19 protein-coding genes are annotated in these 20,394 nt (G+C 43.2%); 6 read left to right on the top strand and 13 right to left on the bottom strand.

Going from position 1 to position 20,394, the window contains the following annotated elements:
- Positions 1-13 precede the first annotated feature (13 nt).
- The 3 genes from mngB to NSU13_RS01345 are packed head-to-tail and all read left to right on the top strand — an operon-like array spanning position 14 to position 5,534.
- Positions 14-2,677, top strand: a complete 2,664-nt coding sequence (gene mngB, locus NSU13_RS01355) for a mannosylglycerate hydrolase (protein WP_342489770.1) — start codon at positions 14-16, stop codon at positions 2,675-2,677.
- Between the two features lie 56 nt (positions 2,678-2,733).
- Positions 2,734-3,618, top strand: a complete 885-nt coding sequence (locus NSU13_RS01350; RefSeq protein ID WP_342489769.1) for an ROK family protein — start codon at positions 2,734-2,736, stop codon at positions 3,616-3,618.
- Entirely contained in the window at positions 3,615-5,534 is a 1,920-nt protein-coding gene (locus NSU13_RS01345; RefSeq protein ID WP_342489768.1) for a PRD domain-containing protein, read from the top strand. Before NSU13_RS01350 ends, NSU13_RS01345 begins: the two co-directional genes overlap by 4 nt.
- 57 nt (positions 5,535-5,591) lie before the next feature.
- Here the strand turns inward: NSU13_RS01345 and arr are convergent, their stop codons facing one another.
- The 5 genes from arr to NSU13_RS01320 all read right to left on the bottom strand — a co-directional run bounded on the left by arr (position 5,592) and on the right by NSU13_RS01320 (position 10,857).
- On the bottom strand, positions 5,592-6,008 hold the full coding sequence (gene arr, locus NSU13_RS01340) for an NAD(+)--rifampin ADP-ribosyltransferase (RefSeq protein WP_034283133.1): 417 nt from the start codon (positions 6,006-6,008) through the stop codon (positions 5,592-5,594).
- 111 nt (positions 6,009-6,119) lie between these two features.
- On the bottom strand, positions 6,120-6,332 hold the full coding sequence (locus NSU13_RS01335) for a hypothetical protein (protein ID WP_326133447.1): 213 nt from the start codon (positions 6,330-6,332) through the stop codon (positions 6,120-6,122).
- Positions 6,333-6,487: 155 nt separating this feature from the next.
- Complete coding sequence (locus NSU13_RS01330; protein WP_342489767.1) at positions 6,488-7,909, bottom strand: glycoside hydrolase family 1 protein; 1,422 nt, start codon at positions 7,907-7,909, stop codon at positions 6,488-6,490.
- Between the two features lie 19 nt (positions 7,910-7,928).
- Complete coding sequence (locus NSU13_RS01325; RefSeq protein ID WP_034283128.1) at positions 7,929-9,785, bottom strand: beta-glucoside-specific PTS transporter subunit IIABC; 1,857 nt, start codon at positions 9,783-9,785, stop codon at positions 7,929-7,931.
- 235 nt (positions 9,786-10,020) lie between these two features.
- Positions 10,021-10,857 (bottom strand): PRD domain-containing protein, encoded by an 837-nt coding sequence (locus NSU13_RS01320; protein WP_024424409.1) that lies wholly within the window; start codon positions 10,855-10,857, stop codon positions 10,021-10,023.
- 185 nt (positions 10,858-11,042) lie between these two features.
- On the opposite strand from NSU13_RS01320, the gene NSU13_RS01315 reads away from it, so the two are divergent.
- Positions 11,043-11,243 carry a hypothetical protein gene (locus NSU13_RS01315; RefSeq protein ID WP_034283125.1) on the top strand — a complete coding sequence of 67 codons (201 nt, stop codon included), beginning with the start codon at positions 11,043-11,045 and terminating at the stop codon, positions 11,241-11,243.
- Positions 11,244-11,278: 35 nt separating this feature from the next.
- Here NSU13_RS01315 and NSU13_RS01310 read toward each other — a convergent pair whose 3' ends face one another.
- Together NSU13_RS01310 and NSU13_RS01305 are read right to left on the bottom strand one after the other, a co-directional pair.
- Positions 11,279-12,898, bottom strand: coding sequence for an APC family permease (locus tag NSU13_RS01310; RefSeq protein ID WP_098677751.1), 1,620 nt, complete (start codon positions 12,896-12,898; stop codon positions 11,279-11,281).
- A 343-nt stretch (positions 12,899-13,241) separates the two neighbouring features.
- On the bottom strand, positions 13,242-14,210 hold the full coding sequence (locus NSU13_RS01305; protein ID WP_039176148.1) for a rhodanese-related sulfurtransferase: 969 nt from the start codon (positions 14,208-14,210) through the stop codon (positions 13,242-13,244).
- Positions 14,211-14,407: 197 nt separating this feature from the next.
- On the opposite strand from NSU13_RS01305, the gene NSU13_RS01300 reads away from it, so the two are divergent.
- A complete protein-coding gene (locus tag NSU13_RS01300) occupies positions 14,408-15,490 on the top strand; it encodes an iron-containing alcohol dehydrogenase family protein (RefSeq protein WP_098677750.1) in 1,083 nt (360 codons plus the stop codon).
- A 48-nt stretch (positions 15,491-15,538) separates the two neighbouring features.
- Here the strand turns inward: NSU13_RS01300 and NSU13_RS01295 are convergent, their stop codons facing one another.
- The 5 genes from NSU13_RS01295 to NSU13_RS01275 all read right to left on the bottom strand — a co-directional run bounded on the left by NSU13_RS01295 (position 15,539) and on the right by NSU13_RS01275 (position 18,146).
- Complete coding sequence (locus NSU13_RS01295) at positions 15,539-16,366, bottom strand: aldo/keto reductase (protein WP_098677699.1); 828 nt, start codon at positions 16,364-16,366, stop codon at positions 15,539-15,541.
- A gap of 81 nt (positions 16,367-16,447) precedes the next feature.
- On the bottom strand, positions 16,448-16,864 hold the full coding sequence (locus NSU13_RS01290; protein WP_046313670.1) for a DUF5301 domain-containing protein: 417 nt from the start codon (positions 16,862-16,864) through the stop codon (positions 16,448-16,450).
- 29 nt (positions 16,865-16,893) lie between these two features.
- Entirely contained in the window at positions 16,894-17,355 is a 462-nt protein-coding gene (locus NSU13_RS01285; protein ID WP_081123919.1) for a DUF523 domain-containing protein, read from the bottom strand.
- The gene (locus NSU13_RS01280) at positions 17,352-17,582 is read right to left on the bottom strand and encodes a hypothetical protein (RefSeq protein ID WP_041115244.1); all 231 of its coding nucleotides are present in this window, start codon (positions 17,580-17,582) and stop codon (positions 17,352-17,354) included. Before NSU13_RS01280 ends, NSU13_RS01285 begins: the two co-directional genes overlap by 4 nt.
- Positions 17,583-17,687: 105 nt before the next feature.
- The gene (locus NSU13_RS01275) at positions 17,688-18,146 is read right to left on the bottom strand and encodes a MarR family transcriptional regulator (RefSeq protein ID WP_034283105.1); all 459 of its coding nucleotides are present in this window, start codon (positions 18,144-18,146) and stop codon (positions 17,688-17,690) included.
- Between the two features lie 201 nt (positions 18,147-18,347).
- Between NSU13_RS01275 and NSU13_RS01270 the strand changes: the two genes are divergently transcribed.
- Positions 18,348-19,115 (top strand): GNAT family N-acetyltransferase, encoded by a 768-nt coding sequence (locus NSU13_RS01270; protein WP_176967365.1) that lies wholly within the window; start codon positions 18,348-18,350, stop codon positions 19,113-19,115.
- Between the two features lie 59 nt (positions 19,116-19,174).
- On the opposite strand, the gene NSU13_RS01265 is transcribed toward NSU13_RS01270, so the two are convergent.
- Entirely contained in the window at positions 19,175-20,347 is a 1,173-nt protein-coding gene (locus NSU13_RS01265) for an MFS transporter (protein WP_041115248.1), read from the bottom strand.
- Positions 20,348-20,394 lie beyond the last annotated feature (47 nt).

Raw genomic sequence — 20,394 nt, 5'->3', positions numbered from 1 at the left:
GTGTCGTTGATCAATGACTGTCAATGTACATGTGATTCCACATACTCACTGGGACCGGGAATGGTATTTCACCACCTCCCGCTCCCGTATTTACTTAATGAAAAGCGTAATGGACATCTTAGATACCCTTGAAACAGATGAAAGGTTCCATTACTTCATGCTCGATGCCCAGGCTTCCTTATTAGATGATTATTTGAAATGGCGTCCAGAGGATGAGAATCGAATCAAAAAGCTTGTCACAGCGAAACGTCTCATCATCGGCCCATGGTATACCCAAACCGACCAGCTCGTCATTTCAGGTGAATCGATTGTGCGGAACCTGCAATATGGGATTGAACGCTGTCAGCAGTTCGGCCACGTGATGAAAGTCGGCTATGTCCCTGATTCCTTCGGTCAATCCGCACAAATGCCTCAAATTTATCGCGGCTTCGGCATTGTCGATACGGCATTTTGGCGCGGCGTTTCTGACCATATGACGAACCATACTGAATTCAATTGGCGCGGTGCTGACGGCAGTGAAGTCTTTGCTGTGAACCTGCCATTCGGCTACTACTACGGTGGAAATATCCCTGAGAAAGATGAGGACTTACAAGCCTTTTTATCTGAAAAGATTGGTGCGCTGCAAGCAAAGGCAACCACAAAGAATGTCTATTTCCCGAATGGCTTTGACCAAGCACCGATTCGCAAAAACCTGCCTGACTTATTAGAAAAAGCCAATGAACTTGACGAGCATCACTATGAAATCAGCAGTTTAGAAGATTATATTGCAGCCGTGAAAAAAGAGCGGACATCTTTTGAGACATTACACGGAGAGCTCATTCATGCGAAGCATATGCGGATTCATAAATCTATTTTTTCAACACGAGCGGATTTAAAAATCTTAAACAATCAAATTGAAAACTATCTCGTGAATGTGATGGAGCCCATCCTCACGATCAGCTATTCTCTCGGACACGACTATCCGCATGATACGGTTCGCGATATTTGGTACCTCATGTTTGAAAATGCAGCGCATGACAGCATTGGCGGCTGTAATAGTGACACGACGAATCAAGACGTCTTCTTCCGCTACAAACAGGCAAAGGAAATAGCCGAGAATCTTGTGGACTTGCACATGCGTCTCATCGCTATTCGACTGCAAACAGAGCAAGAAATCACATTCACGTTGTTCAATACACTGCCTTCAAAACGTTCTGAAGTCATTGAAGTCGAAACCTTTATCACGGAACGTCCATTTACGCTAAAGGATGCAAATGGACGAACGCTTCAGTACACAGTGAAAAGCAAAACCGATGTCACAGATTATGTGCTGGCACAGCAAATTTCTCTTAACCCAAGTAAAAAAGTGTACATGCCAAAGCAAGTATGGAAAGCCGTTCTGCTGATTGAAGCCATCAACTTACCGTCAGTTGGTTATACACAGGTCAGCATGGTCTTCGATGAATCAAGCGAATCGGCATGGGAACAAACTGAAGGACGAGTGATTGAAAATACGTATTACCGCATTGCGGCAAATGACAACGGATCACTGGACATCACAGATAAGCAAACTGGCCGGACATTCTCTGAGCAAATGATCTTTGAAGACAACGGAGATGATGGGGATTCCTACAACTATTCACCCCCTCGTGAGGACCTGTATGTGTCATCCAAGGATCTTTCATCAGCAGACATCTCAGTGGCTAAAAGCGGCCTGCAGCAAGAGCTGACCATCAAGCTTCAGCTCACTGTCCCTTACGACCTAGAGGAGCGCTCTAAGCAATTGGCTGGGACTTCACTTCAGATCACAGCGAAGGTGGCATTAAACAAAGACGATGCTGTCATCCGTTTTCATGTAGATGTGGACAACCATGCGTTAGATCATCGCCTGCGCGTTCTTTTTGATACAGGCATCGCATCAAACGTATCACTGAGCGATCAACAGTTTGGTACCATTGAACGCCCAACAGAGCTGACGCAAGAGCTTGAATGGTGGAACAATGAACATTGGGAAGAAAAACCGATCACCATTGAACCGATGCAATCCTTTGTCGCACTTCGTGATGAAGCATATGGTGCCGCTCTGTTGACCGACTGCGTGAGAGAATACCAAATCACAGGGGAAGGCTATACAACGATTGCATATACGCTCTTCCGCTGTTTCGGGAAAATGGGGAAAGAAAACCTTCTTTACCGTCCAGGACGCGCATCTGGGGAAAAAATTGTGGATACGCCTGACGCTCAGCTGCAAGGTGCACTGTCATTCACATTTGGTATGCACTATAGCAAGGATGCAGTCAGCGAGGGACACTTAGCGCAGCTTGCCAAACGGTATACCACACCTGTTCAATGCTACGAGCGGGCAGACTTTTTAAACGGTCGTTTAATTTTCTCTTTCCGAGATGAAAAAGAAGACTTACAATCTACTTATAGCCTGCTTGACATCGAGACAGATGGAGCCATTCTAAGCGCTCTGAAAAAAGAAGAGCACGGAACAGGCATTGTCATTCGTCTCTTCAATCCATATTTAACGCGTCAAACAGCCGCTTCAATCAATAGTTCATCTCTACAACACGGAGAAACAGCGAATTTAGGAGAAACACCTGAAGGACATATACTCAAAGCACAACATGGATCATTACACATTGAACCGCTTACACCTTGTCAGGTACAAACCTACATTGTAAAGAAAAAATGAACATGTAGGGGCGGGATCCAATGGATTCCGCCCCTCTTTAATGGAGGGCATTGATCATGCGAATTGGAGGCATTGAAGCAGGCGGAACGAAATTTGTCTGCGGCTACGGAACAACAGACGGAACGATTGAACACATGACTTCCTTTGCAACAGGGAATCCAGATGAAACATGCCGGCAAGTGATCGATTACTTTACAAAGCATCGTGTCGATGCCATTGGAATTGGGGCATTCGGACCTGTCGATGTGAAAGAGCAAAGCCCAAGCTATGGGACGATTTTAGACACACCAAAAACAGCCTGGCGCCAATTCCCTTTCCTCTCTACCTTAAAACAAGCCCTCGGGCTCCCGATGAAGCTTGATACCGATGTAAACTGTGCAGCACTCGGAGAAGCCCGTTTTTCAACTGAAGCAGAAAAGCCTGCCTCCTTGGTCTATATTACTGTTGGGACTGGAATAGGCGGCGGTGCCTATATTGAACATCGCCTGATTCACGGATTGCTGCATCCAGAAATGGGTCATATCACCGTTCAGCGGCATCCTCATGACACTTACGGAGGCTGCTGCCCTATACATCATGACTGTTTAGAGGGACTGGCATCTGGACCTGCCATAGAAGGACGCTATCATACACTGGCACCCATGCTGCCAGAGGATCATCCTGCCTGGTCACTTCATGCTTACTATCTCGGGCAAATGACTGCTAACCTGCTGCTCACCCTTTCACTAGAACGCATCATTCTAGGTGGAGGCGTGATGAAACAGCCGGCTATGCTGCCGCTTATTCTTGATGAAACAGACAAGCGGCTTCGCGGCTATTTGCAGCTGCCAAAGCCTTTACAAGAAATTATCACAAAACCATCCTTTGATGGATTATCTGGTTTAATGGGCGCCATCGCTCTTGGAACTGATGCCTTGCAGGCGCAAGGAGCCGCGCAATGATGATGACGGCAGATCCTCGAACCTATCAGCTGATTCAGCGGCTTTTTGAAACGAAGGGGTTCGTGAAGCTGGAGGAGCTCACTTCCTCTTTTCGCTTATCTGACCGCTCTATCCGCAATTTAATCAAGGAAGCAAATGAGTATTTAAAGGAAGCCGGGGCTATGATTAAAACGATCCGAGGAAAGGGATATACTCTTTTAACGAGTGATCAAGACGCTTTCTTACTTTGGCTTCATCAGCAAAAGCTTCCTGCCCGCTCTCTTGTCCCCGTCATGCCAGAAGAGCGTGTACGATTTATGATGAGAAAGCTGCTGCTTCAATCAGATTACTTAAAAATTGACCAGCTGGCTGAAGAACTGTTTATCAGCCGCATGACGGTCAGCAGTGATTTAAAAAAAGGACGAGAGATGTTAGCCCGTTACGGCATGACCCTTGTGTCAAAGCCTGGATTTGGCTTAAAGATTGAAGGAGATGAGCTGCAAAAAAGAACGTGCTATGCAGACTTACTTCTTGAAGAAGAGCCTGCTCTCTCTCATATCACCGAGCGGGAGCAGCTCCATTTTCCTGATATATCTCTTGAAACCATTCGATCTATTGTGTTGACGAACCTGCATCAAGAGTCATTGCTCATTAAAGACATTGCCTTAAAAAATTTAGTCATTCACTTAGCCATTGCGATTCAGCAAACACGAAAAAACCAGCGGATATCCGCCAGTACCGTCCGCACACAAATATCACCCGTTTTGATGAGAATTGCACAAAAAATCATACAGCAGGTGAGTGACACTTTTTATGTGACCTTATCAGAGGATGAAACAGATTACTTAGTCATGCATCTATTGGCGAACCAAACGTGGAAAGAAGCCGCCCAGCATCAGACGACAGTGGAAGTTCAACAGGCGGTTACAGTCTTTCTACAGCACATTGAAAAAACAAGCGGCCATCGTTTTGCTGATGACAGCATCCTGCAGCAAGACTTGATGCTTCATATGAAGCCATTATTAAATCGCATCCAATATGGCGTATCATTACAAAATCCGCTTTTGCATGAGATCAAAACGTCCTATCCTTATCCGTTTGATTTGGCTGTCAGCGGGCTGAATGCCTTACAGCTGGTGCGGACGCCAAATGAAGATGAAGCGGCATATGTTGCCCTGCATATCGCTGCTTCAATTGAAAGAAGTCAGCTCGACACCTCGCAAAAAAAGAAAGCTATTATCGTATGCGGGTCTGGACTAGGGACGGCCAGACTGCTTGAAATTAAATTGAAGGCAGCCTTTCAGCACGAGCTTGACATCGTTGAGCTCTATTCCTATCAGGATTATCTCATGAGCACCTCTTTGCCGTGTGACGTCATCATCACAACCGTTCCACTCTCATCAAAGGGGAAACCAGTCATTCAGGTCAGCGCCTTTTTTGAACATCATGATATACAGCGTGTGAATGAAGTCATTCATTTATTAAATGGGCACGGGGCACCCTCAAAAGAGCTGATGGCGTTTTTTCAAGAGCGATTGACTTTCATGAATACTGATCTAAGCAGCAAGGATGAGGTATTAGATATATTATGCAGCCGTTTAGAGGCGCATCAGCTAGTATCGTCTTCTTTTCGGTCCTCGGTGTTTGAGCGGGAGCAAATGTCGTCTACTTATCTTGGCAGCGGCATTGCAATGCCGCACCCGCTTATCACAAATGAAGGCACCTCCTCTGTAGCCATCGCACACTTAAAACAGCCAATTGACTGGCAGGGAGACCAAGTATCACTTGTCTTTTTATTAGCGATTCATAAGGATGACGCTGCCTGCATGAACCAATTCTTTGAACAGGCCGTCGATTTACTAGACAATCCAGACCGCATTCGCGCCCTCAAGCAAGCCAAAATATTTAATGAGCTGATGGATGCGTTATTTCAATAAGATCAAACAAAAGGCCGCCCAGTTCATGAGGCGGCCTTTTTATTTAGATATACATCATCAATCGTAGATGACATTTTTTCCTTCTTCACTTAATTTTTTTAAGGAGCTCAGCATATGATTGATTTCTTCATCGGAATGTCTTTCCCAAGAACCTAATTCTGCGACTATTTTCAACGGAGATTTCGATCGATAAGAACGTGTTGGGTTGCCGGGAAATCTTTTATCAGTCACATTTGGATCATTTTCAAAATCGCCTAACGGTTCTACAATATAAATTCTTTCTTTCGCATCAGACCTAGCTAATTCAGCACCCCATTTGGCCGCGTTTAGTGTTCCGGTGAAATAGATATGGTTCGATTTTTTATCCTGATAATTGGATAAATAAAGCGGTTCAAGCAGATCTCCAATCTTCAATTCCGCTTTTGTCCCATGAAAAAACGGCCCGGGATCTAACACCTTTTGCTTGTCATTCATACAGCCACACCCCTTATCGTTTTTGACTTGCGTATAACAGTATACGGCCTGATCTGGGCGAGAAACAGTCTATAAATTTCATTAAATTCGGGGTATAATGATAGTAGAGAGTTAGATGTGAACAGACATAAGTACTGTAAATAAAAACGGAAATTTCGCATTCACACCAACAATGACGAAAACAAGAATACCTTCCACAGCTGACAGTATCACAATCAATCTATGGTTCATTGGATATTCCTTCGCAATTAATTTCTGTCCTATATAATTCAAACCATAAAAAATCAAAAACAATGTGAAGAACATAAAAAAAATCGTCATCATATAAACAACCCCTTTCTGATAATGGATTTTTATCCAATTTTTACAATATATCATCAGACTATCATGTTAGAACAACTCGAACAATATGATCTTGCCAATAAAGTGAACAGAAAAAAAGCCAACCACCCGCATAAGGTGATTGGCTTTTTCATCATTTACTTCCCGATGTTGTCTCCATTTTGCTGAATCAAGGTTTCATACCAATAAGAGCTCTTTTTGCGAATTCTTTTGAGGTCTTTTAGGTCAAATTCGTCGCGATTGACATAGATGAACCCGTAGCGCTTGGAGCATCCTTGGTGTGTGCTGATTAAGTCGATGGCTGACCACGGGCAGTATCCGAATACCTCGACGCCGTCTGTGATCGCCCATTTGATTTGCTCGATATGTTTTTCTAAATAATCAATTCGATAATCATCCTGAATTGATCCATCTTCTTCTAACTTGTCGAAAGCACCCAATCCGTTTTCCGTGATAATAAGCGGCAGCTGATAGCGGTCATAAATCTCCCGCATTGTTGAACGGAAGCCGACAGGGTCAATCTCCCAGCCAAACGCATTTTTGCTTAAGAATGGGTTGTTGCCGCCTTTGTAGACGCCATCTTCACCTGATTTCAAATGCTGATCTCCGCCGCGTGCAAATTCGTCGTTGCCATCTCCTTTACTCGCTTCAACCGTTTGTGAGGTGTAGTAGTTAAAGGCAATGAAGTCTGGCTTCGCGCTTTTCAAAATATCCATATCTCCCTCTTCGATGACAGGAAGAATGTCTTTTTCTTTCATGTACGCCCAAGCAAGGTTGTTATAACGGCCGAACACCGCTATATCAAGATAAAGCCAGTTGCGGATCGCATTGTAATTCGCCGCAGCAAGCACATCTTCAGGCTTTGGAGAAGCCGGATAAATGAGCGCGATGTTTGGTGCTGGTCCAATTTTCGCTTCAGGCAGCATTTGATGACAAAGCGTCATGGCTTTTGCCTGTGCAACGAGCATATGATGATTCTGCTGATACAGTTCTTTTTTCGGATTTTCTAAATTTGGATCAAGTGTACCGAGCGCTGATCCATGTAAGATCATCATGTTTTGTTCATTAATGGTCAGCCAATAGTTTACCTTCTGACCATACTCCTTGAATAGCACCTCTGCATAGCGTTCAAACGCATCCACTGTCCCGCGGTTAGACCACCCGCCCTTTACTTGAAGCGCATGAGGCAGATCAAAATGATACATTGTCACGATTGGTTCAATGCCATAGCGGCGCAATTCATCGATGAGAGAATGATAGAATTCAATCCCCTTTTGATTGATCTCCCCATCTCCATCTGGAATGATCCGTGTCCACGCAATGGAAAAGCGATAAGCCTTCAAGCCCATTTCCGCAAACATCTTCACATCCTCTTTATAACGGTGATAGTGATCGCTTGCGACTTTAAAATCCGTTGTCCCTTCAGGATAACTTGCTCTCATGTCAATGACAGAAGGCCCCTTGCCATCCTCATTCCACGCACCTTCTACCTGATAGGCGGAAGTAGATCCGCCCCAGAAAAAGTCTTTTGGAAATGATGCTAGTGTTGAATATCTCATGATTTCTTCCTCCTCTTGATTAAACTAGATGTAAAAATGATTGCCCTGGTGTGATTTGTTTCTCTTCTGTTTCAATGATATCGCTAAACTCACCTGAATTGGTAATAATCACTGGTGTTGTGACGGACAAGCCGGCTGCTTGGATGGCTTCTATGTCAAACTCAGCAAGCAGTTCGCCTTCTGTGATGGTTTGCCCCTGAACAACCTTCGGGGTAAAATGTTTTCCACCTAATTGTACGGTATCCAGTCCAATGTGAATGAGTACTTCTGCTCCGCTTTCAGAAGTTAGACCATACGCATGGCCTGTTGGGAACACCGTTGTCACGACTCCTGATACTGGTGCAAACAGCTTGCCTTCTGATGGAATGATGGCTGCGCCCTTTCCTAGTGCACCAGATGAGAATGCTTTATCCTGCACTTCCTCCAGCTTGATGACCTCGCCCTTTAAAGGACTTTTCACATGAGCGGCTTTGACCCCATGTTCGTTTTCAATTACCGGTGCAGAAGCGGCCGGCGTTTCATCTTCATCTACTGGATCTTTAAATCCAATCAAATAAGTTAAGATGATCGAAAGGACAAACGAGACCGAAATTCCGATGATAAACCCTGTAAATCCTTGACCGTAGAAAATCGGCAGTGTCAGTAAACTTGGAAGGCCTGACGCAATTGCAATACTTTGTGAATAACCGATAATCGCACCGCCGACCCCAGCAGAGATAACGGCTGCAATAAATGGTTTTTTCAAACGAAGCGTGACCCCGTATACAGCTGGCTCTGTGATCCCAAACACAGCAGAAACTGCTGTTGATCCAGCCAGTGATTTCAGTTTTTTATTCTTTGTTTTCAGCATAACACCGATTGAAGCACCGGCTTGTGAGAATACAGCTGGCGCAGTGGCCGGCTTGATATGATCTTTCCCATGGACTGCGATATTATTTAAAATCACTGGCACAAGTCCCCAGTGGATACCGAAGATGACAAGAATCTGCCAAGCCATCGCAATTAAAGCACCTGCAAGTGTAGGACTAAAGGAGAATACTTTCAGCAAAACAGCTGCAATGCCATTCCCTGCATACACACCAAATGGTCCGAATACGATGAGTGTCAGCGGAACAACCGTGACAAGCAAAATCAGTGGAGTAATAAAGTTTTTGACACTTTCATGAATGACTTTGTTAAAGAAACGTTCGATATATCCCATGACAAACACTGCCAAAATGATTGGGATGACCGTAGATGTATAAGACATTAAGACGACTGGAATCCCGAAGAATGTCACATCTCCGCCGCCTTTTGACAATTCTTGAATGGTTGGGTAAATCAGTGCACCTGCTATCGTCACAGCGACAAACGGATTCGCTTTAAACTTCCTAGCAGAAGTGAATGCGAGCAATAATGGCAGGAAGTAGAACAAGCTGTCAGATGCAGCAAATAAAATTTGATACGACGTATCTTCAGGAGATAACCATTTCGCATTGATACAGATGCCTAAGAGACCTTTTAAAATACCTGCACCCGCCATGACACCGAGAAGTGGTGTGAAAATCCCCGATACAATGTCGACGAATTTCCCGAAAAGGCTTGTGCTCTCTTCACCTGATTTTGCAGATGAAGCAGCGGAATCCTCTAATAGATTCGTAAACTCTCCAATTTCTCGATAAACCTCTGGTACGGTATTGCCAATGACCACTTGAAATTGGCCGCCGCTTTCCATAACGGTAACGACGCCATTTAATTTTTCAATGGCCGCTTTATCTGCTTTTGATCTGTCATTTAAGGTGAAACGAAGCCTTGTGGCGCAATGCACCAATGAATGAACGTTTTTCTCTGTACCAATGTGTTTGATAATGTCTTCTGCTAATTGACGATAACTCATGCAAAAACCCCCTTTTTTTCAAAAAAATACGTTTTTGGGCAAAATAAAAACCTAAACGGGCACCAAAAATAGTCGCAGCTTGCTGTTGCGCTTTTTCAGTGAACGTTTAGGTTTTGCCTGCCGAACAGTCACAATCCTCTAAGACGATCATTGTGAAACCGTATTCTTTTATGTTTATGAGCAAATAGTACCACTCACCTTTTCTCATGTCAACGCTTTCTTTTAAAATCTATCTTTATTTTTCTCGTTTGATCAGTCGATTCAAATGAATTGATAGATACAGCATCTCCTCTGATGTGAGATCCCGGTGATAGGTTTGATAGACATATTCTGCGATTTTCTTTGCGCAATCGTATGCTTTCGGATATTTCACTTTGATCAGCTGATATAAGTCCTGATCTTCGCTGACAAGGAGTGTTTCATTGATCAGACGCTGGACGAAAAAGCGCAAATGCGTGAGAAAACGATAGAAGTTGAGTGAGTCCTCATCAAATTCCATGTTGAGGTGATATTTCACAATGGTGAGAATGGCATTGACTTCCTTTGTGATATTGACCGTCGTATTCATATCCTCATTGAGCTCTGCGTTAATGATATGCATGGCAATAAAACCCGCTTCATCCTCAGGCAGTTCAATATGAAGACGCTCTTCAATCATCTCAAGACAGTCCTTTGCCACAAGAAATTCATCTTTGTATAAGCGTTTAATCTCCCAAATAAGCGAATTCTCAATCAGATGATTTTTCTTCAGCCGTTCGATGGCGTAATGAATATGGTCTGCCAGCGATACATGCAGACTTTCGTTTAATCTTCGGTTCAGCTTTGTATGTGCATATTGGATCATTTCCTCGGTCACCTTGACCACATCATACGGAACCTCTTGAAGCAGCATTTTCATCCGCTCGTGAACGGAATGATCCTCCAGGCGGAAGACTTTATCAATCAACGATTCGTCCACCGGGTCCCCGGGACGTCGCTGGAAAGCGATGCCTCTCCCCATGACAACGATTTCTTTTCCATGTTCATCTATGACACTAATGACATTATTGTTTAGAACCTTTTGAATCTGCATTTCCAAACACCTCCGTCTATGACCAACAACTTTACTCAAAATATGCTCTCATCTTAACACAATTGTCAAATCACTTGGTGCTTTTATCTGACTTTTGCAATAGATTTCACCATGATTCTACCCTTTCATAGCTGGTCTGTTCCTTCAATTGCCTGCATACAATACTCCTGAGGAGGTGACCTTCTGTGAAATCTTTTTTCTGGTCTGCATCATTTTTATTCTTGCTCATGTTTACCCTCATCATTCTAGGCATCGTATTCTGGCTGAGTGGACAAGGCTTAGGCCAGCTTTGGAGATATGTGCTCATTTCACTTGTCACAGCGGCCGTTTTGCGCGGCGTCACCACTTGGCTGAAACGGCATGTGATGCACCTTTCCTCCAAATAAAAACGGCTGCCCCGAGTGTTCAGGCAGCCGTTTCTTTATTCTTTGGTTGCTGCAGCTTCCTTCTGAGAAGCACGCAGCTCATCATTGATTTTTTTCGCATCCTCTAAAAACTCTGTTTCATATCCACTTTTGAGTGCCCACATATAAAATAGCAGAGCTACCACCGTAATCAGTGCCATGTCCCAGCCATAATGAATGATGTTATAACCGCCGAATTTATCACTGCCAAGACAGGAAATCGTCATCATCACAAGCAGGTACACAACCATCCAAGCACCCGCCTTAAAGTTGCGGCCGAAGCCTTTCCACTTCGCTTTTGCTTGATAGTAAAAATAGATAGGAAGACCAATGAGAATAATGAACAGCACCTGACCTGTTAACGGCCATCTTGCCCAATACAGTGTCAATGAGGCAAAGACAAAACCGAGAGGAGCAATGATGCTGAGTCCTTTTATTCGAAGCGGTCGATATAAATCTGTCCCTGTCTTTCTCAGCGTCATGACGGTCACTGGTCCAGTCAGATACGAAATGAGTGTAGCGACAGAGATAATTTCAGCAAGTACACCCCAGCCTCTAAATAAAAACAGAAAGATAAACGATACGGCTAAGTTAAAAAACATTGCTGGACGAGGCACGCCGTAAATAGGGTGCAGACGGCCAAGCACCCTTGGCATGTATTTGTTTTTTTCCATTCCATAAATCATACGAGACGTCGTTGCGGTATACGTAATTCCTGTACCAGAAGGCGACACAAACGCATCCGCATATAAAATCAGAACAAGCCAGTTAATCCCAAGCGCAATGGCAAGGTCCGCAAATGGCGAGTTGAAATTCAAATGACCCCATCCGTTCACGATCATAGATGGATCAACAGCACCGATAAAGGCGACTTGTAAAAGGACATAAATCACAGTCGCAATGAAAATCGATCCGACAATGGCAATTGGAATCGACCGGCCTGGATTTTTTGCCTCACCGGCCATGTTAATCGGGCTTTGGAAGCCATTGAAAGCAAACACAATCCCAGATGTCGCAACAGCTGTCAGCACACTCGCCCAGCCGTTAGGGGCAATACTTGTTCCAGAAGTAAAATTCTCACTATGAAAACCTACGAATAAGAGCGCACCAATTGTTAATCCTGGAATGACAATTTTAAACACGGTAATGAATGTATTTGCTTTTGAAAATAACCCAACTGTCCAATAATTAAGCAGAAAGTAAATCACAAGCAGCACACTGGCAACCATAAGACCTTCTGTCGTCAATACCCCTTTTGTAACCAAATGAGATGTCCACTTTGCCCACTCCCAAGGCCATGAGCTCATGTACTGGACGGAAGCAACCGCCTCCACTGGTATCACCGAGACAATGGCGATCCAGTTCGCCCAAGCTGCAATAAACCCAATAAAAGATCCGTGTGAATATTGCGTATATTTCACCATTCCGCCTGCCTCTGGAAACATCGATCCGAGTTCACTATAAGACAAAGCGATAAATAAAATCACAACCATCCCAATCAACCAGGATAAAATAGCAGCAGGGCCGGCGATTTGAGCCGCACGCCAAGCACCGAAGAGCCATCCTGAACCAATGATTGAGCCAAGACCTACCATCATTAAAGCGAAAGTTCCCATCCTACGATGCAAATGATTCATGTTCATAACACCTTTCGATTAAAATACAGAGCATGTGTCAAGCAAGCGTCTTTCTTTCAAAGCAGCTCACTTTTCATTTTACTGGCAAATATTTCTTCTAATAAACATTTACCCTTGTTCATTTTTTCGCCTGTTATATTATCTCTCAATTCTTCATTTTCTGAAATAGTCGAACATGCTTATTTCAAAAGAAAGCGCTTTTTTACCTGTTCAATCTATTAGACTGAATAACTACCTTTACCCTTATTTTGAAAAAAACAAAACAAAAAAGATAGAGGAAATGACTTCCTCTCCCTTCTAACCCACGCCATGTAAAGAAAAAAAGGATAAAGGGGGGTTCCCTCTATCCTTGTGAAATCGCTTGTTCTTTTTCAATAACAGCTAGTCTTTCTTGAACTTCTTCTTCAGATAAATTGTGCTGTTTCACATACAGGTTCCGTTCGCTTGTGCGGCATTCATGACTGCAGCTGCGCATATACTTATGCTCACTCTCTTCAGTGGCAATCATCTTACGGTTACATGCAGGGTTCGCACAGTTCACATAACGCTCGCAAGGCTCACCAGTGAAGAAATCTTTTCCGACAACCACATGCTCTGTTTGATTCACTGGTACTGTTAAGCGATTATCAAACACATAGCATTGACCGTCCCATAGCTTCCCTTGTACTTCTGGGTCTTTTCCGTAAGTGACAATTCCGCCGTCAAGCTGAGAGACATCTTCAAAGCCTTCACGCTTTAACCAGCCTGAAAACTTCTCACAGCGTACGCCGCCTGTGCAATAAGTCAGGATTTTTTTGCCTTCAAGAATCTCTTTATTGTCACGAATCCACTCAGGTAATTCACGGAATGTCTCAATATCAGGACGAACTGCCCCTCTGAAGTGACCAACATCAAACTCGTAATCATTACGCGCATCAATCACAACAGTATCAGGTGATTGCATTTGCTCGTAAAATTCAACCGGGCTAAGATGTTTCCCCGTTAATTCCAACGGATTCACATCATCCTCAAGGCTGAGGTTCACTAGTTCATTCCGATGACGGACGTGCATTTTTTTAAACGCATGACCATCTGCTTCGTCAATTTTGATCGGCATAGACGCAAAGCGCGGATCTTCTTTTAACGCTTGCATGTACTTGTCCGTTTGCTCAATAGTTCCAGAAACCGTTCCGTTCAAGCCTTCTGCTGATACGAGGATACGGCCTAACAAACCAAGCTCCTTACAGAATGCTAAATGCTCTGCTGTAAACGTCTCTGGGTCCTCAATGGGGACATATTGATAGTAAAGTAAAACGCGATATTGTTTTTCCATCTATATAAACACCTCTTAAATTTAATCAAAACATACCATTCTTTATCATACAGGAAATACATACCTAAAGGCAATGTCGGCGGCTCAATTCCATAAAACGGAAGGGCCTTTCTTCTCATATATTTGACTATTTGACAGAACTTTCTGTAAAATGAGATGATTTATGAACAATATGATGTGTAAAGGAGCAATGATCCATGATCCAGCCAGAAGATATTGTCAGAAGCGGCCCTAACCAATTTATTTCTCAAAAGGGAATCTATCATGAACTTGAATCCCTTGTTTCTCCTTTTCAGTCACCTGCTGTAGTGACAGGATATGATTCATACCAAGCTTTTTCACAATACACAAAGCTGCCGTCCGAGTGGCCTTTCATTCAGCACAAAGGATACAGTTCACCTAATGCGGTCACACAGATCGCAGAAGAGCTTAACGGGTCAGATGTGATCATCGGCATCGGGGGCGGAACGATTTTAGATACCGCAAAATCAGTTGCAGACGTTCTTCAAATCGAAGTCATCATGGTGCCAACGATTCCCGGCACATGTGCTGCGTCTACACCTCTCAGCGTCATTTATGATGACAAAGGAAACTTCATGAGAGTTGATTATCATAAACGATCCAGCTACCTCACCTTAATTGATCATACTTTTTTGCTTTCCTCTCCTCTTTCCTATCTTCAAAGCGGAATTGGTGATACGCTGGCAAAATGGTATGAAGCAGAAGCGATTATTCGTAACACAAAAGGCGCCTTGCCGCTCATGGTACATGCAGCACTAAAGCAGGCGGTATATGTTCGAGACATTCTTCTTTCTCATAGTGAAGAAGCTGTCAACAGCTTAAAAACAGGTCAGCTTTCCCAAGCATTCGCGGATGTGACAGATACGATTATTACGTTAGCAGGAACAGTCGGCGGCTATGGGGGACGCTATGGAAGAATGGCAGGAGCCCATGCCGTTCATAATGGATTGACATTTATTGAAGAAACGCATCATGTGTTACATGGACAAAAAGTAGCTTATGGCATCCTCGTCCAGCTTGCCGCAGAAAACCGAATGTCCGAGGTTGAGGAATTACTTGAACTCTACCAAACACTCGGATTACCTAGAAATATGCGCGATCTTGGTATGACAACTCAACTGGAAGAAGCGGCACTTACGGTAGCAAACCATGCGGCACGTAAAGATGAAACCTTTTGTTTGATTGGAGACTATTCTAAAGAACAGATTGTTGACGCCATTCAAATCATTGAGACCTATCACCCCCAAAAATCTGTCTAAAGATGGAAATAAAAAAGCACAGGCATCGCACCTGTGCTTTTCCTTCGATTAAAAATCAAAGTTATCTGGATCTGGACCCGTGCGCTCATCTTCATTGAGCTGATCAATGACACCCATCTCACGTGCGGACAGCTCGAAATCAAAAACTTGTGTGTTTTCGATGATTCGGCTCTTCGTCACAGATTTTGGAATGGTGATAATGCCATGCTGCAAGTCCCAGCGAAGAATCACTTGCGCTACTGACTTATCATGTTTTTTCGCGATATCCTGGAGAACAGGATGGTTTAGAAGCTTCCCGCTGCCTAATGGCGACCACGCCTCTACATGAATTCCTTTCGATTTGCAGTAGTCTTGTAAAGGCTCCTGCGTCAGCTTTGGATGCAGCTCGATTTGATTCACCATTGGCACAACTTCTGCCTCTTCCAATAAATCCTCTAAATGATGCTGATGGAAATTACACACTCCGATCGCTCGAACGCGTCCATCCTTATATAGTTTCTCTAGCGCTTTCCATGTTTCTTTATATTTGCCTTCAACTGGCCAATGAATTAAATAAAGATCTAATACATCTAATCCCAGCTTGTTCATACTTGTTTCAAAGGCTTCGAGTGTTGATTCATAGCCTTGATCATTATTCCAGACCTTTGTCGTAATGAATAGATCATCGCGCGAGATACCTGATTGCTGAATGGCTTTGCCTACCCCTTCTTCATTTTGATAGGCGGCTGCTGTATCAATGCTGCGGTAGCCCGCTTCAAGAGCGTCTTTGACGGCATTTACAGCCTCATCCCCATCTTTTACCTGCCATACACCAAAGCCTAGCTTCGGCATTTTTACTCCGTTTGCTAATGTGACTGTATCTGTTAATCCACTCATCAAACAAACCTCCGCTTCCTTTTTACTTACCAAGCACTATACCCGAATTTTCGATTGATCATGCATGACATTCTGGCTGAGCTATTTGATATATTTTCCTATATCAACTTGATTGGTGTCAACGATTTGATATTCGCTGGTTTGATCTTTTGTTTTAGAAAAATCATATGTTTCTAAAAATGTTTGATCGTAAAAAGTCAGACCATATGTTTCCTTCTCATTCTCATACACTCTGATCCAATAAGACTCTTTTGAAGTTTTTTTAGTTTCATTCGTTTTCTTTAATTTCATACCCGAAAATTCCTTGAGTAACTTTTGAATATCCGCTTTCTTTTCCACCATAACACGCTCATTATCATGCTCAATTTGAATCGAAGTCACCTTGTTTTGATCAATTGAGGCCACATCATCAAAAGAGTATGTTTTTGCATTGATTAGAAAATAAATACCAATTCCTAATAAAATAATGACGACTAAACCAATCATCCACTTTTTCAACCTAACTCCTCCTTCTATTCACACCACACTTATAAAAACAGTGAAGTCCAATCATCCTCCTCAGAAAATACCTGAATTCCGTGCTGTTTAAGCAAGGCGGATGTCACTCCATCTCCAGCTTTTGTCCCCCCGTTAAAATCTCCGCGATAAATCATCCGGCTGCCGCAGGAGGGGCTGTACTCTTTTAACACAACCGCCGTCGCTTTCAAAGACTGAACCTGTTCCAGCGCGGCCTTCGCACCTTTTACATACATCTCCGTGACATCATTTCCATGTACATCAATCACGGAGGCGAGGCCCTGTAATACATCATGTCCGTCTCCGCCAATGATTTCCGCGGGAGGTCTTGGCGTGGAAAGGCCGCCAAGCAGCTCAGGACAAACTGTGACTGCCTTTCCCTCCTCAACAAGCTCCTCAATTCGCTGATCTAATCGATGGCTGCCATTATAACGAACCTTCAATCCAGCAAGACAAGCACTGACGACAATCATGTATGTTCCTCACTTTTTTTGCTGACTTTAAAATAAATACATACAGGCAAGAAACATATCGTATTCACCAAAAAGGGCAGAGCACAATACAAAGCAGCAGCCCAAATCGGTTCTCCAGCTCCTGCAATACCAAAAAAATAAACAAATAATAGCACGCTGACAAACAATCCCACAAATGGCATGATGAATACGTATTTTTTATAATTTTCTATCATTTCTTTCTCCAATGAGCTCCCTCCCTTTCATCATGGCTTCAAACAACATCAATATATGTTAATTTTACCATAAAAAACCGAAACCATCTCCTTTTTACGATGGTTTCGGTTTTTTATCTATATCTTTTCTTTCCAAGCTTTTAAGAAGCGTTCAATTACTTGTAATTCATCCTCATGAAACTGCTGAAGAAATTCTAAATAGGACGTGACTGCTTTTTCATGCAGCTCATCATGAAGCGCTGCCAATTGCTTGCCTTCCTCTGTCAAAGAATAATAGACAGATTTCTTATCACCCTGCCGGTGGCAATAGTCCACCATGCCTTTTTCAATTAGTTTTTTCACAGCCTTTGTAATAGCTGGCTTTGATAGTTTTAGTTGTTGAGATAGAAATGTATTGTTTGATTCGTTTGGATTGGCTTGAATCATCGATAAAATGTGAAGCTGTGTGAGTGTCCATTCTTGTTTGAGTGTATCAGTCGTGGTAATCAGTGGATCTGTTGGATCATTCCGTCTCTTTTCCCTATGCATAATCAGATCTTGAATCGCTTTTAATACAATCTGCTCTTTTGTTTCCATCTGAACCTCCACTCTTAACTGGTTAATAAAATGGTACTAATAATGAAGAAAGGAGTCAAAAGAAATGTGGTTGTTAGTAAAATAATAGGTCATCAGACCTTAAAATTGTATATGTACTTTTATACTAGATTCCCCTCATCCTGTCACATGCTATAATCATGGGGATGTCATCCAAATTATCATAATGAAAAGGTGAGCTAAATGAAACCTGAACAACTAATGGCCATTCGCCAATTAGAAGAAAAGATACATCTGTTTTCCTCTGCTGTGAACGGAACCTTCCTTGCATCGGACGATTTCGTTCTATCCAATACTCAAATATCGACTGACACGTTCAATTTGCTCTTACCGACATCAGCTCAAATTCAAGATCCGAAAAAGGTGAAAGCTGCCATTGAACACATGCGGTCACAGAAACTCATCTTCAGCACATGGGTCGATCACCGTTTACTCCATCCTGATTGGGCTGATTTATTAAAGGAATATCACCTTCAAGAGGTCGAACGCAATACCATCATGATGCTTGAGCATACAGGTGACATTGATCCAGTCACATCCTCATCACTTACAATCAAGGAAGTACTTGATGAGCAGACACTATTTGATTACACACATATCTTTATTGAACTATTCAAAGGATCGACTGAGGCCGCCGCCTTAGAAGATTATTTCCAGCGTTTTTCGATTAAAAAATTACACTCAAAAGCTCGCATGTTCGTGGGATATGAACACCATAAGCCGGTCACAACAGGCTTATTATTCGAGACAAACGACAGCTACGGTATTTATGATGTCATAACAAGGGCAGAACACCGCGGCAAAGGACTTGGCAGTGACATGTTTCATTACCTTTTGACCAAGACAGAGAATAAACAAAAATGTGTCATCTTACAAGCATCAGCAGACGGCAAAAATATTTATCAACGTGCCGGCTTCCAACCAATCGGTGAAATGGCCGTCTTTGAATAGAAAGGTACTTTTCTTGTGAATTTGAAATGAACATAAAAAAGCTGCCTAAAGATAGGCAGCTATTCAGCATGATGCTGACGATCCATATAAAGCGGCGGTCTCTTCAGCGAAATCACCGCACAGCTAAAGGCAATCAGTACAAACACAGCACCGAATTTAGCCAGATCAACAGATGAACCGGTCATCGTAAACATGACTCCGCCAACCGCTGATCCAATCGAAATGCCGATTTGCAAGGCAGATGTATTTAAGCTCTGCTGAATATCAGACGTGACAGGATCTGTTTGAATCAAATAACTCTGCAAAGCAGGCGTCAGTGCCCAGCTGAGCGCTCCCCAAAGGACAACCATGACCATAAAGAGCGCGAACACCCCCGCTGTATAAGGAAGGATAAACATGACGATCGCAAACGCCATAGTCACAAGCAAAATGGCTTTTCCTGAACCCAGTTTGTCACTGAGCCAGCCGCCAAACCCATTCCCGCCTATAGACGCAAGTCCGAAGATCAAATAACAAATACTAATCCAAAACGGGGTCATATGCAGAACTTCCATCAGAAATGGAGTGAAATAAGAATAAAGCATATAATGGCCTGCAAGCATAAACAAACTGATCAAGTGTGCACTAAAAATTTTCGGATGCCCTAAAGAACGAATCTGTTCTCTAAGAGGCGTCACTTTTTCAACAGGCATTTTTTCCAATAGAAAATAGATCAGCACCATCGATATGGCAGAAAGAATACTGATTCCTAAAAACATCACTCTCCAGCCAAAGCTCTCTGTAATAAAAATACCGATCGGTACACCGAGAACAAGTGAGGAGCTAATACCAATAAAAATCAGCCCTAATGCTTTCGCACGATGTGCTGGTTCCACCAATTTGGCAGTGATCGTCAAAGACAACACCACCACAAGCGCTGTACTCATCGCAATCAACACCCTAGATATCATGACAAGGGCAAAGGTCGAACTAAAATAAGTGAACACATTTCCTATTGTAAACACCAATAACGCGATTAAGTAAAGGCGCTTTCGTTCGATTTTGGCTGTCGCAGTCAGCAGCACGGGTGCTGAAATGGCATACACAATCGCAAATACCGTAATGAGCTGTCCGGCTGTTGCAAGAGACACATTCAAATCCTCTGCAAGACTTGGCAGAATGCCACCAACCACAAGCTCAACTAATCCAACCGCAAAAGTAGAAACGGCTAATAAATATACTCTCCAGTTCATGTCTAACATCCCTTCTGTATATCATCGCTTTCACTTTTGATACAGGG

The organism is Bacillus sp. FSL M8-0049 (assembly GCF_038593355.1).
GTDB lineage: Bacteria > Bacillota > Bacilli > Bacillales > Bacillaceae > Bacillus > Bacillus safensis.
This window is presented reverse-complemented; position numbering and strand designations above follow the sequence as displayed.